Source organism: Mucilaginibacter sp. P2_A4 (assembly GCF_056405015.1).
Map to the genome: position 1 here is coordinate 86,528 of NZ_JBFUCX010000006.1, position 13,353 is coordinate 99,880.

General features: G+C 42.2%; 10 protein-coding genes. All 10 read left to right on the top strand.

Features of this window, described 5'->3' with window-relative positions:
- Position 1 precedes the first annotated feature (1 nt).
- The 10 genes from AC1DYB_RS13025 to AC1DYB_RS13070 all read left to right on the top strand — a co-directional run bounded on the left by AC1DYB_RS13025 (position 2) and on the right by AC1DYB_RS13070 (position 13,183).
- A complete protein-coding gene (locus tag AC1DYB_RS13025) occupies positions 2-1,723 on the top strand; it encodes an OmpA family protein (protein ID WP_477435467.1) in 1,722 nt (573 codons plus the stop codon).
- Between the two features lie 247 nt (positions 1,724-1,970).
- Positions 1,971-3,314, top strand: coding sequence for a deoxyguanosinetriphosphate triphosphohydrolase (locus AC1DYB_RS13030; protein WP_477435469.1), 1,344 nt, complete (start codon positions 1,971-1,973; stop codon positions 3,312-3,314).
- Between the two features lie 292 nt (positions 3,315-3,606).
- The gene (locus AC1DYB_RS13035) at positions 3,607-3,789 is read left to right on the top strand and encodes a hypothetical protein (RefSeq protein WP_477435471.1); all 183 of its coding nucleotides are present in this window, start codon (positions 3,607-3,609) and stop codon (positions 3,787-3,789) included.
- A gap of 211 nt (positions 3,790-4,000) precedes the next feature.
- The gene (locus AC1DYB_RS13040) at positions 4,001-4,546 is read left to right on the top strand and encodes a GNAT family N-acetyltransferase (protein ID WP_477435473.1); all 546 of its coding nucleotides are present in this window, start codon (positions 4,001-4,003) and stop codon (positions 4,544-4,546) included.
- A gap of 12 nt (positions 4,547-4,558) precedes the next feature.
- A complete protein-coding gene (locus tag AC1DYB_RS13045) occupies positions 4,559-5,728 on the top strand; it encodes a M20 family metallo-hydrolase (RefSeq protein WP_477435475.1) in 1,170 nt (389 codons plus the stop codon).
- Positions 5,703-7,043: a sigma-54-dependent transcriptional regulator gene (locus AC1DYB_RS13050; RefSeq protein ID WP_477435477.1), complete on the top strand. Its 1,341-nt coding sequence runs from the start codon at positions 5,703-5,705 to the stop codon at positions 7,041-7,043. Before AC1DYB_RS13045 ends, AC1DYB_RS13050 begins: the two co-directional genes overlap by 26 nt.
- A 230-nt stretch (positions 7,044-7,273) precedes the next feature.
- Positions 7,274-8,668 (top strand): outer membrane beta-barrel protein, encoded by a 1,395-nt coding sequence (locus AC1DYB_RS13055; RefSeq protein ID WP_477435479.1) that lies wholly within the window; start codon positions 7,274-7,276, stop codon positions 8,666-8,668.
- Between the two features lie 149 nt (positions 8,669-8,817).
- Entirely contained in the window at positions 8,818-9,423 is a 606-nt protein-coding gene (locus AC1DYB_RS13060; protein ID WP_477435481.1) for a hypothetical protein, read from the top strand.
- A gap of 285 nt (positions 9,424-9,708) precedes the next feature.
- Positions 9,709-11,943 carry a glycoside hydrolase family 2 protein gene (locus tag AC1DYB_RS13065; protein ID WP_477435483.1) on the top strand — a complete coding sequence of 745 codons (2,235 nt, stop codon included), beginning with the start codon at positions 9,709-9,711 and terminating at the stop codon, positions 11,941-11,943.
- Positions 11,944-12,157: 214 nt separating this feature from the next.
- A complete protein-coding gene (locus AC1DYB_RS13070) occupies positions 12,158-13,183 on the top strand; it encodes a LacI family DNA-binding transcriptional regulator (RefSeq protein WP_477397965.1) in 1,026 nt (341 codons plus the stop codon).
- Positions 13,184-13,353: the final 170 nt, after the last annotated feature.

Genomic DNA, 13,353 nt, shown 5'->3' on the forward strand with positions numbered 1-13,353 from the left:
GATGAAGAAGTTTATATTGATCGGGATGTTTATGGTTTTGCTGGCGAAGGTAGCTTGCGGGCAAGAGCAACTATCTATAAAACAACAGGCCGATAGGCTTTTTGATCGTTATGAGTATTTTAAAAGCCTGAAATTTTACCTGAAATTGGCCGGCAAAAAGAACCCCGATGTGAAACTATTAGAACGCATTGCCACTTGTTATCGCTACATAAACCATTATCCGGAAGCCGAAGAATGGTACGCTAAGGCCCTAACTGATCCAAAAGCCGAAAAACTCAGTCATTATTTTTATGCCGAAGTATTACTCAGGAACCAGCAGTTTGAAAAGGCCAAACAGCAATACCAACTTTATTTTACGGATGATGCCGGCGCGCTGGCCCTAAAAATGGCGGATTGCGATTCGGCTGTGGTATGGATGAAAAAAGCATCCATTTACAAGGTGAACAATGCCGGGAATGTAAATACGCCATTTTCTGACTGGGGAGCCAGCTATGATGGCAAAAACGGTATCATATTTACATCCGACCGGGGGACTGGCGATGACAAAACAGATAACCGTACAGGTAATGGCTGGTTTAAATTATACACCTACGATTTAAGCAGTAAGGAGACCAGGCAGATGGCATTAGATGCCGGGAACAGCGCTGAGTTTAAGGATGCTTATCATGTTGGTCCGATGGTGTTGAACCATACAGGCGATACGGCTTACATTACACTTACTACCGAAGTAGCGGCCAAAAGTTTACCCATAGATAAGCGGAAAGGTAAAACCGGGCAAAGGCTTTACACGCGCCGCCTACAATTGGTGATGGCCGTTAAAAAGAATGACCGTTGGGTTATTTCGGGTAGCCTCCCGTACAATAATGTGCAACAATATTCTATAGGTAATGCGGCATTATCCGGGGATGGTAAGCTGATCTATTTCAGCTCAGATATGCCCGGAAGTGTGGGTAAAACAGACCTGTGGTATTGTGAAAAAAACGCAGATGGGTCATGGGATAAACCTGTGAATTGTGGTAAAAACATCAACAGTAAAGAGGAGGAAAGTTTTCCTTATATAGATGAAACTGGCGTTTTATATTATGCCTCTAAGGGTTTACCAGGCATGGGGGGCTATGAAATTTATGCGGCCCGTGGCCAAAAGGCTGATTGGGATACTCCCAAAAACCTAGAATATCCCATCAACAGCACAAGCGATGATTTTAATTTTATAACCCGGGACGGCCAAAGCGGTTACCTGTCATCAAACCGGGATAAGGGGCAGGGTAGTGATGATATTTACGCGTTTACCCGATTAAAGGATACGGTAATCACAACGCCTGTAACCGAGCTGCCAAAGCCAGTACCTACGGCAACAAGCCCCGATTTTTCTGTAAGAATGATCTACTATGATCTTGACAAATCATTCATCAGACCAGATGCTGCAGCGGAATTGGACAAGCTTGCAGATGTTTTAAAGCAATACCCGGCATTAAAAATAACCTTAGCCTCTTATTGCGATTCAAGAGCATCTTATCAATATAACCTTGCCTTATCGCAACGGAGGGCAAAATCAGCTCTTGCCTATCTTATAAAAAAAGGCATAACCCCGGTAAGGATGACGGCCAGGGGATATAGTGAAACCAACCTGGTAAATAAATGCGCTAACCAGGTAAAATGCACCGAGACTGATCATCAGTTAAACAGGCGGACGGAAGTGAAGATAGTTTTGGATAGGGAGTAAGGGAGATTGGAGCAAGGAGCAAAGATTTTTAGATAAAAGACAAAAAGAGGAAAAATGTATCCTTCATCTTTTGTCCAAGAATGGCCTAAGTCCTCAACGAGGTTAATCCTTGTTCCTTGCTCTAAAAGTCAAAAGACAACTCCTTGTTACTTATGACTATAAAATGTTCAATACTGTTTAGTTTATTGAAATTTATAGAATAATATTGCCGGTCAATAAAAAGGAAGATTTTTATACATCGCATATTATGAATTGGGAAACATTATTATCAGCTAAAAGGTGGGGATATGAGGATAAATATATAGCGAGCCAGGCTGATGCGAGGTCCGAATTTCAAAGAGATTATGACCGCATTATATTTTCTTCCCCATTCAGGAGGCTGCAAAATAAAACCCAGGTATTCCCTTTGCCGGGGAGTATTTTTGTTCATAACCGCCTTACACATAGCCTGGAAGTAGCCAGCGTTGGTAAATCATTGGGTCGCATATATTATAATAAATTAAAGGAGGAAGAACCCGACCTGGATACCCGCCTGCCACTCATCAGCGAGATCGGTAACATCGTATCTGCGGCTTGTTTAGCCCATGATCTCGGTAATCCCGCATTTGGGCATTCGGGCGAATCGGCCATATCTCATTACTTTACCGATGGCGATGGTATGGGTTATCAAAAAAGTGTTACCGATGAACAATGGAGCGATCTTGTTAATTTTGAAGGTAATGCTAATGCGCTGCGTATTTTAACCCACCCCTATGCTGGCAAAGGATACGGAAGTTTTGCGCTCACTTATACTACTATTGCGGCTATTGCTAAATACCCCTGTGCTTCTGTAGCCGGTAACGATAAAACAAATATTTATACCAAAAAGTACGGCTTTTTCCAGTCGGAGCAAACCGGTTTTGAAAAGATAGCGGCAGAGCTTCAGTTGAGCAAGGTGCAGGAGTCTCCGTTGATCTATAAACGCCACCCCTTAGTGTACCTGGTAGAGGCTGCCGATGATATTTGCTACAACATTATCGACCTGGAAGATGCTCATCGCCTAAAAATATTATCATACCAGGAAGTAGAAGATATCATGCTTCCGTTATGTAACGATCCTAAAATGAAGGTAAGGCTGGAAGAGATTGATGATACCGATGCTAAAGTTGCTTATTTACGTGCCCGGTCTATCAATACGCTGATACAAGCCTGCTCCAGGTTGTTTTACCAGGAACAACAAACCATTTTGGATGGTGATTTTAATCATTCGCTGATTGATATGATAGAGGAGCCTTTTCGCTCTATCATGAAAGATATCACAAAGCTATCTGTAAAAAGGATCTATAATTATTCGTCGGTAGTACAGATAGAGGTTGCCGGTTATAAGGTAATGGGCGGTATTTTGGAGGAGTTTATTCCGGCCTATTTGCAAAATAGTTCCAAGTATCACCAAAAACTGGTAGAATTGATTCCCAAACAATTCCTGACCAAACAACAGGATGATTATTCAAAAATCCAAACCGTGTTGGATTTTGTATCAGGTATGACAGACCTGTATGCTGTGGAGTTATTCAGGAAGATCAAGGGGATCTCGTTCCCATCAATGAGTTAAATTTTAATGAGGCACTGTAGAGACGCATAATTGCGTCTCTCACAGCACATTCAGGCTTGCTGAGGTGTGATGTGCAATTGTATCTTCAAAGGATATTCTACCCATCTCCTTGGTTTTCATTTTGATAATGCACTCCTCTCAAAATGATAGGGTTAAAAAAAGCAATGGCCTGTTTTTTAACATTTTTGCCCCTTTTTAATAGGTTAGGCCTAATTAACATCTGCTGATTTATTTTTGGCATGCATATAGTTAAGTGGGATGCAATTGATTTATTATATTAAAAAATTGCGTCATGACATCATTTTATATCGTGCTTAAAGTAATAGCTTTTATCGCCATTATTGTTGTTCCACTATCCGGTCCTAAAAAAAAGAAGAGCGCCACCAAGGGGGATATAGGCAAACTTGCAGTTAACGGAGAAGGCTACCTGGAGGCTGTTTCTTTGAGCCCGGCAAATCATCACCCGGTACTATAATTATTAAAACCGCTTAAATTGAAAATAAAAGCCTTTCATTTTGATAGGCTTTTTTTGTGCGCTTAACTGGCCTCAAAATATAAATTATTCATTTACACAGGCTAAACCTATAATTAGGGATAGACTGGCATAACAGGCATTCTTTTGGCATTAGGGTATCCGCAGTTATTAAACATTATAGTGTTGGTAACTGAAACTAAAAACAAAAGCAATGGAAGATGAACGAATTATTGTAAGGTCAGCCATTCCCGCTGATGTGATCTTCGCCGATCAGATTATTAGTGAAATGGAAAGTTCTGCGATAGCGAGGGGTTCCGGGATCTCCAAAAGGTCTGCAGCCTCTGTAATAGAAAAGATCGATAACGGCAAAGCCATCGTTGCCGTAACCGAAAATGGCGAATGGGTAGGTTTCTCCTACATTGAAGCCTGGGATAATGAGCAATTTGTATCCAACAGTGGCCTTATTGTATCCCCCAAGCACCGTAACAATGGTGTAGCCTCTCAAATTAAAACCAAAATTTTTGAATTATCCCGCTCCTGGTATCCTGCCGCAAAGGTATTCAGCATTACATCGGGCCTGGCTATCATGAAAATGAACACCAAACTGGGTTTTGAGCCGGTTACCTATGCGCAAGTTGCACAAGAGCCCCGTTTTTGGGATAGCTGCAAAAGCTGTGTGAACTATGATGTGCTGCAAAGTAAAAACAGGTGCAACTGCCTTTGTACCGCAATGTTGTATGATCCTCAATTAAACTAATTGAACATGGTTATGATAAATGATTTAAACCAGCGGAGCCTTTCAAGAGTTGGAGAAGGCATGCCCTTAAACCCTCATTTTTTTAGCGAATCTGTTGCCTTATTGCAGCAATTGATCAAAACCCGGTCGTTTAGCGGGGATGAAAGTGATGTGGCCGATATTGTACATCAATATTTGTATGGCTATTCAGTTAAAGTAAAGCGTAAAGGAAATAATTTATGGTGTTATAATAAGTTTTATGATGAAACCAAACCGACAATACTGCTTAACTCTCATTTGGATACGGTTATGCCAAACGAGGGGTATACCAAAGATCCGTTTTGCCCGGAAATAGCCGAAGGGAAACTTTATGGCCTGGGCAGTAATGATGCCGGGGGATGCCTGGTATCGCTGGTAGCTACCTTTCTGCATTTTTACAGTTACCACGGCCTGGGATTTAACTTATGCCTGGCTATAACTGCCGAAGAAGAAAATTCCGGGGAAAACGGTATAAAATGTATTCTGCCCCTGTTAGGCAACCTGGAGCTGGCCATAGTTGGTGAACCTACGCTATTACAAATGGCTGTTGCCGAAAAAGGCAACCTGGTTATTGATTGTATCAGCAACGGGCGCTCGGGGCATGCAGCAAGGGAAGAGGGCGATAATGCTATTCATAAATGCCTTAAAGATCTGGAGTGGTTCCGCAGCTACCAGTTTCCGCAGCAGTTAAAAGGATTGGTGCCGGTTAAAATGACGGTTACCACCATAAAAGCGGGCTTGCAGCATAATATTGTACCGGCCCGCTGTGAGTTTACGGTGGATATCCGCAATGATGATACCTATACGCAACAGCAAATCCTGGATGTGATTAGAAAGAATGTGTCATGCCAGGTAAAAGTGCGCCCGGGCTCATTGGGCGCGTCTTCTGTTCCGATGGATCATCCTATCGTAAAAACAGGCATAGCCATAGGATGCAAAACCTATAACTCGCCAACTACTTCTGATCAGGCCTGGCTATCGGTGCCCTCGGTTAAGATAGGCCCGGGCGATTCGGCACGGTCGCACTCTTCGGATGAATTTATTTACCTCGAAGAGATCAAAAAAGGGATCAGCTTATACATCAGGTTACTGGATACTTTGCCGCTGATGCTGATCAATAATCCCAACAAATACAAAAATGAAATCAAACATATTAATAATTGATGATGAGGTAAAGCTCAGCGAATTGATGGCCAGGATCCTGGTGCTGGAAGGTTATAACGTAATGCAGGCCTCCAGCGCCAAAGCAGGGATCCGCCTGGTTGAGCGTGAAGATATAAGGGTAGTATTAAGCGATGTAAAATTGCCCGATGCTAATGGGGTCGACCTGGTAGAGCGAATAAAAAAGATAAAGCCTTATATAGAAGTCATCAATCTTACGGCCTTTGGTTCCATAAGTGATGGGGTTTTGGCCATCAAGAACGGGGCCTTTGATTACCTTACCAAAGGTGATGACAATGATAAGATCATTCCCCTGGTAAGTAAAGCCATTGATAAAGCCAACCTGCAATACCAGGTGAGTGAATTACAAAAACAGAGCGAAGTACAACATGGCTTCCCGATAGTTTTGGGGCAGTCGCCCGCGATATTGGAAGCCGTGGACCTGGCCAAAAAGGTAGCCCAAACAGATGCTACGGTGTTGCTGCTCGGCGAAACCGGTACCGGCAAAGAGGTTTTTGCTGAAGCCATTCATACAGAAAGTTTAAGAAAAGATAAACCCTTTGTAGCTGTAAACTGCAGCGCTTTTAGTAAAGAGTTGCTGGAGAGTGAGCTGTTTGGCTATAAGGCCGGCGCATTTACCGGGGCCATAAAAGATAAAAAGGGATTGTTTGAAGAAGCCAGCGGCGGCACCATTTTTTTAGATGAACTGGGCGAAATGAGCCACGACCTGCAGGCTAAACTGTTAAGGGTATTGGAAAACGGCACGTTCATAAAAATTGGCGAAACCAAAACTACCAAAGTAAATGTAAGGCTGATTGCCGCTACGAACCGCGATCTGCAAAAGGAATCGGAGGAAGGCCATTTCAGGCTGGATCTGTTTTACCGCCTGTCGGGGTTTTCTATTGTTTTGCCACCACTGCGCGAACGGGTAGGTGATATAGAGGTACTTGCCCGGCATTTTATAAAACTATACTCGGCCAAGGTTAAGAAAAAACAGCCGGGTGTAGATGAGCGCTTTTTTAAGCTGCTTAACCAGCATAAGTGGAATGGTAACATCAGGGAACTAAAAAATGTGATTGAGCGGGTAATTATCCTGATGGATGAGCCAATGCTTACCCCTAAATTATTACCCAATGAATTTCATAATGGTGGCTACTATGACCTGGTAGCGCTCGACCTCAACAGCGTGGAAAAACACCATATCCGCAGAATATTGAAGTATGTTAAAGGCAATAAAACCGAAGCAGCCCGCGTGCTGGGGATAGGGCTTGCCACCCTTTACCGCAAAATAGAGGAGTACCAGATACTCATGAACTGATCAGGATGAGAAAGCTACCATCACAAAATGAGAAGATTTTAGCAGTATCCGCAAACGAAGAATCGTAATTGAATAATTATCTCCCTGATAATCAAATTAAAACAAACCAGTCTCAAAATCTGGAATAGCAATTGGCAGCCATGCCACAATTAACACAGCAAAAAAGGGCAGAGCATTAAAAAGCAAAAGCGCTTTGCCCTTTATGCTCACAAGTAATATCCATATTTAAAATGAAAAAATTTTTCTTATCAATTTTCTTAGGCACTTTATTAACTACTGCCTATTCCCAGGACCAGGCAGTATCCCTCAAAAAGGATAGCACCTCCGTTAAAGATACTGTAAAAACCAAAGCCGAGCCATTTGCCTTTGGCGATTTTACCTGGCTAAATGGTAACGACCGCAGGCACAAAGCCCTGCTGGATACCAAATATTTTACCGGCCGTTTTTTGTTAGATTTCAATTACACCGCATCAAACAATAACCCCGTTGACCATACCGTAGTTGGTTCAACCGCTTTAGCCCGCGACCATGAGTTTGAAATCTCAACCGTAGCGTTTGGTGGCGATTTCCATTACGATAATGTACGCGCAAGTTTACTTACCCAATTTGGTACACGGTCCACTGTAGTGCCCCGTAATGATTTTAGCGTTACCCGTGGCCAGTTTGATCTTTCAACAGCCTATCGTTATTTGAGCGAGGCCAATGCCGGTTATCATTTTAACGTGCTGAACGGTATCAACGTTGATGCAGGTATATTCATGTCATACGTTGGCTTATTCTCCTATTACAATGCCGAGAACTGGGCCTACCAACCATCATTTACATCAGATAATACACCGTGGTTCTTTAACGGTGTACGTGTCCAGATCTTTGTATCAGATAAGTTAAAGATTGAGCCTTGGCTTATTAACGGTTGGCAGTCATACGGCATGTTTAATAGCAGGCCAGGTATAGGCGGCCAAATACTATGGCGCCCAAAAGAGTGGTTGCAGGTTTTAACAAACAACTATTATGGTGCCGATACACAGGACAAGCCCGGCCGTAAACGTTTCCACACAGATAACAGTATCGAGGTTCGTTATTTCAAAAGCAATAATAAAAACTCGTTTGTAAACAGCGCTGCCTTCTCTGTAACCGGCGACCTTGGCGATGAAAAAGGCGATGGCGTTAACGGCTTCACATCCGATCCGGTTAAAGGCCCTGCACAGTATTTTGCCAGCGCTATGCTTTATCACAGAATGGTAATGGCAAAAGGCCATTTAGGCTGGACAGTTGGCGGTGGTTTTATGAATAACCCCGGCCGTTACCTGGTATTATATCCAACAGGCGATGCAAATCCAATCCCGGCTATTGGTACCGGTGCTATAGGTACCCATCCGTTCTCTGCCAATCCCGGCGATAAATTTAAGGCTTATGATTATTCAACCACAGTTGATTTAATGCCAAACGATTACCTCACTTTTAGAATGGAGGTTGTGCACCGTCATGCTAATGTGCCATATTTTGCAGGCCATGGTGGTGTTACTTCGCCGGATGGTTATAATACTACCCCGGTAGGGAATTTTGTCCCAGACCTGGTTAATTCAGAGACAAGGTTCATCGCAGCGTTACTGGTAAGATTTTAATTCGCCAAAAACATTATAAAAACCGGCAATAACTTACGCTTGATTGTTTGGCTAAGTTTAGTAAAGGTTGGAGGCCGGGTTTTGCCGCCCGGCTTTTTAATAAGCTACTATCTACAAATAGTATATCATAACAATAAATTCAGAATGAAATGAAAAAATCAATTAAAATGCTTGTCGCCATAATGGTGATCAGCGTGCAGGTCAACTTGCTATATGCTCAAGGCAAAATAAATAGTACCGGCATTTATTTAACAGAGCAAGACTATAATACCGGTAAACTGAGCTATGTTTTAGGTGCAAATGATAAAATGCACTTGAATGGTTTTTTAGAGGGCAAAAATGTAAGCCTTACCGTTCAGGGCAAAAAAATCAAACTATCTAAAAATGAAATATTCGGCTACCGCCAGGATAACCATGATTTTAGGTTTTGCCAGAACGAGGCTTACCGTGTATTGGATACAGCCGGTTTTCTGCTTTACAGCAAGGATCAGTTAATTCAACAAGGGAAGGGTCCAAAACCGATCGAAACGTATTTTTACAGTGTAAGTACAACAAAACCTGTTTTAAGCTTAACGCTTGAAAATATTTATAAAAGCTTCGCTGCCGAACGCGGTTTTCGGTACAATATAGAAAGTAACTTTCACCAGGATGCCGACCTGATCACCTTTGACAGGGCAAACAGGCAATATCAAATCAAATACCTGTACCAGGGGTATAAACATACTTCACAGCACAACATGCCGCACTTTAATTAACTATTGATACCCTTATGAACAGAAGCCCTGGTGTAATGCCGGGCTTCGTTTTTTATAGTGAAATGCTGTGGTTTTTGAATTGACTTTTTAATTTATCTTTTGCCGGAAGTGCAGGCGTCCTACAAATCGTATCAACTTTTCTTCAAAACAAATCAATCGTTCATCCATACTAAAGCTGGTTCATTTTTTAATATAATTTTAGCGAAAAGTAACCTGAACCATACCCCTGTGACTTTTTTTAAAGGAATAAGGAGTTGGACTAACAACCTGCATCGACCTTAAATTATGAACATTAAAAAACTTTTATCCATAGCTATTATAGCTATGCCTTCCCTTTTGTTTGCCCAGCAATGGCAGCCTAAAAAAGCGGTGTTGATGACCCGCTTCGCCAAAGATGTAAATCCGGATAGTGTATTGCCCGAGTACCCAAGGCCACAAATGACCCGCGAAAAATGGCTTAACCTTAACGGGCTGTGGCAATATCAACCCGGTGTCGCCGGTGATGCTGTACCTGATGGTAAATTATCAAAATCAATACTGGTGCCTTTCCCGGTTGAGTCCGCGCTTTCGGGCGTAATGGAGCATCATGACAGGCTTTGGTACCGCCGTAAATTTGTTGTGCCAAGCACCTGGAAGGGCGAGCATATCCTGCTGCATTTTGGCGCTGTTGATTATGAATCAGAAGTTTTTGTTAATGGTAAAAGTTTTGGGGTGCATACCGGCGGATATGATCCTTTTAGCTATGATATTACTTCGGCCCTCAAAGGTGCTGGTCCGCAGGAAATAACCGTAAGGGTTTTTGACCCTACCGATGATGGCGGTTTTCCAAGAGGGAAGCAAAGTCTGCATCCGCAGGGTATTATGTATACGCCCACTACGGGCATCTGGCAGACAGTTTGGCTTGAACCTGTGCCGGTAACCAATATCAATGATATCAGGATCACGCCCGATATCGATAAATCGGTGGTTAAGCTTACAGTAAATACCGGGGGCAGTGGCGCTGGTTATAGCGTTGCCATCAAAGTAAAAGATGGGCTAAACGTGGTGCAAACCATTACAGGCAATGCGGATGAAGAAATTAGTGTGCCCGTAAAAAATGCAAAGCTATGGTCGCCAGATTCACCTTTCCTGTATAATATGGATATCAGCCTGCAAAAAGATGGTAAAACGGTAGATGCTGTTTCCAGCTATTTCGGGATGCGCAAAATCTCTGTAGGGGTAGAGGACGGCTACAAAAAACTGTTCCTGAATAATAAGTTCCTGTTCCAGATCGGTCCGCTTGACCAGGGTTTCTGGCCCGATGGAATTTATACCGCGCCGACTGACGCGGCTATAAAAAACGATCTGCAAATGATTAAAAACTACGGTTTCAATATGGTGCGTAAACACATCAAGGTGGAGCCGTACCGCTGGTATTATTGGGCCGATAAGCTGGGTTTAATGGTTTGGCAGGATATGCCATCAGCAAACTCCTATACCGAGCATACCCCGCCTGTTGATACTGTCGCCTATGCATCTGAGCTTACCCGTATGGTAAAAACACACTGGAACTCGCCAAGTATTGTTACCTGGGTGGTATTTAACGAAGGCCAGGGGCAGCATAATACACCGGAATTGGTAAATATGGTGCGCAAGCTTGATGATTCCCGCTTAATTAACCAGGCCAGTGGCGGCGGCCATTTTGGCGTGGGCGATTATATGGATATTCATAGCTACCCGCCACCGGCCGCGCCGGCAAGCACTACACAGGTTTTGGCCTGTGGCGAGTATGGTGGTATTGGCTATATTATACCGGGCCATATCTGGAAATCGGGTCCTACGTATATCATGATTGATAACCAAAAAGATTATACCAACTTGTACGATACCTATGCCAACGACCTGGTGCTATACAAAACCAATAAAGGTTTAAGCGCGGCAGTATACACCGAGATTACCGATGTGGAAGTAGAATTGAATGGCCTGCTTACTTATGACAGGGCTATTGATAAAGGCGGCGTAGCAAAAATCAAAGCATCAAACACCAAAGTAATTAATGATAAGTTGTACATCAACGATGTTTTGCCATCATCCCAAACTGATAGCCGCACCTGGAAATACACCTTTGATAAACCAGGTGAAAGCTGGTTTGCGGGTAAGTTTAATAATGCCGCGTGGAAAACCGGCTTAGGTGGTTTTGGCACAAGCTTTACACCGGGCGTTAACGTTAAAACGGTGTGGAATACCAATGATATCTGGATTAGGCAGGAATTCACCTTAAACGAAAAGAAAAATATAGACAGAGACAACCTTGTTTTATATATTCACCATGATGAAAATTGCGAGGTGTATATCAACGGCGTTAAAGCTGCAACTATTGATGGCGCTACATCTGGCTATGCCGTTGCACCCATGAGTAAAGAAAGCAAGGCCGCGTTAAACCTCAATGGTAAAAATGTGATCGCTATTTATTGCCACCAAACAGTAGGAGGGCAGTATATTGATGCCGGTATCTCGGTTTTAAGTAAAACAAAGCCTTAAAGTTTTATAAGTTTTAATTTTTAAAATGGCTCCTGCAAATTGTGAGGGGCCATTTTTTTGTTGAATTTTATCGAACTAAAAGTCCCTGTTTGGCAAGGTATTATTAGTTAAAATAAGTAAACCGAATTGTAATTAAAATAAATCGGTTGAAGGTTTCGCGTTATAAATTCAATTTGATATATTAACCTATATTTAAAATAACTAATATAAACGGGTGAAAAAGAAATTATCAATTGTTGATATTGCTAACGCGCTAAACGTATCAAAAACTACCATTTCATTTATTTTGAACGGGCGTGCACAGGAAAAGCGGATCAGTAGCGAATTGATTGAGCGGGTAATGAAGTATGTTGCCGAAGTGGGGTACAAGCCCAATTCCCTTGCTAAAAGTTTACGTACAGGTAAATCCAATACCATCGGTTTAATGGTGGAGGATATATCAAACCCGTTTTTTGCAAGTATAGCAAGGCTGATTGAAGACCGCGCCTACAAAAATGGGTATAAAATTATTTATTGCAGTACCGATAATGATACCCACAAAACCCGGGAGCTGATAGATATGTTTAGGGACAGGCATGTGGATGGTTATATCATGGCCCCGCCCGAGGGGATAGAGGAGGATATACAATCCCTGATAAACGATGGAATGCCTGTGGTATTATTTGACAGGCACTTGCCAAAAGTGAATACAGATTTTGTAGAGGTGGATAATTACTTCGGCGCTTACAATGCAACAAAACATTTTATTGAACAGGGGTTTAAGAAGATAGCTTTTGTTACCTTTTTATCATCGCAAACACAAATGGTTGATCGTGTAAAAGGGTATGAGGAAGCTATAAAGAGCGAAAATTTGGAGGCTGTAGTAAAAGAGATAGCCTTTAACCAAAACGACGAATTGATCCTGGAGCCACTGCGTGATTTTTTAAAAACACATCAGGATATTGATGCTATACTTTCGGGGAACAATCACCTTGGTATCTGTTGCCTTAAAATTATGAAAGAACTCAATATACAAGTGCATAGCGATATCGCATTAATATCTTTTGATGATCATGATGTGTTTGAATTGCACTCACCGTCCATATCGGCCATAGCCCAGCCTGTTGAGGCAATTGCAGATAATGTGATAACCGTTTTATTAAAAAAACTTAGCGCGTTATCTATACCAGAAAAATCACAGGCTATTATTTTAAAAACGGATTTGCAGATCAGAAATTCATCGATAAGAAAGCTCCGTTAATTATCCCCTGCAGACGAAGTTTTTATTTTGACACGGGTTTTAATGGTTTCCCTTTTTGGGGATGGCTTAGCCATATCTTAACCCAAAATATCGCTCCTCCATTATTTCTTATGCAAAAAGAGGTCATTCTTGCTAAAATATGGCTAATGATTGCTAAATTGTTAGTTCAA

Excerpts from the sequence above, each read along its gene's own strand:
- AC1DYB_RS13055 (WP_477435479.1), top strand. The coding sequence starts at position 7,274 with ATGAAAAAATTTTTCTTATCAATTTTCTTAGGCACTTTATTAACTACT.
- AC1DYB_RS13035 (WP_477435471.1), top strand. The coding sequence starts at position 3,607 with ATGACATCATTTTATATCGTGCTTAAAGTAATAGCTTTTATCGCCATT.
- AC1DYB_RS13025 (WP_477435467.1), top strand. The coding sequence starts at position 2 with ATGAAGAAGTTTATATTGATCGGGATGTTTATGGTTTTGCTGGCGAAG.
- AC1DYB_RS13065 (WP_477435483.1), top strand. The coding sequence starts at position 9,709 with ATGAACATTAAAAAACTTTTATCCATAGCTATTATAGCTATGCCTTCC.
- AC1DYB_RS13045 (WP_477435475.1), top strand. The coding sequence starts at position 4,559 with ATGATAAATGATTTAAACCAGCGGAGCCTTTCAAGAGTTGGAGAAGGC.
- AC1DYB_RS13030 (WP_477435469.1), top strand. The coding sequence starts at position 1,971 with ATGAATTGGGAAACATTATTATCAGCTAAAAGGTGGGGATATGAGGAT.
- AC1DYB_RS13040 (WP_477435473.1), top strand. The coding sequence starts at position 4,001 with ATGGAAGATGAACGAATTATTGTAAGGTCAGCCATTCCCGCTGATGTG.
- AC1DYB_RS13060 (WP_477435481.1), top strand. The coding sequence starts at position 8,818 with ATGAAAAAATCAATTAAAATGCTTGTCGCCATAATGGTGATCAGCGTG.
- AC1DYB_RS13050 (WP_477435477.1), top strand. The coding sequence starts at position 5,703 with ATGAAATCAAACATATTAATAATTGATGATGAGGTAAAGCTCAGCGAA.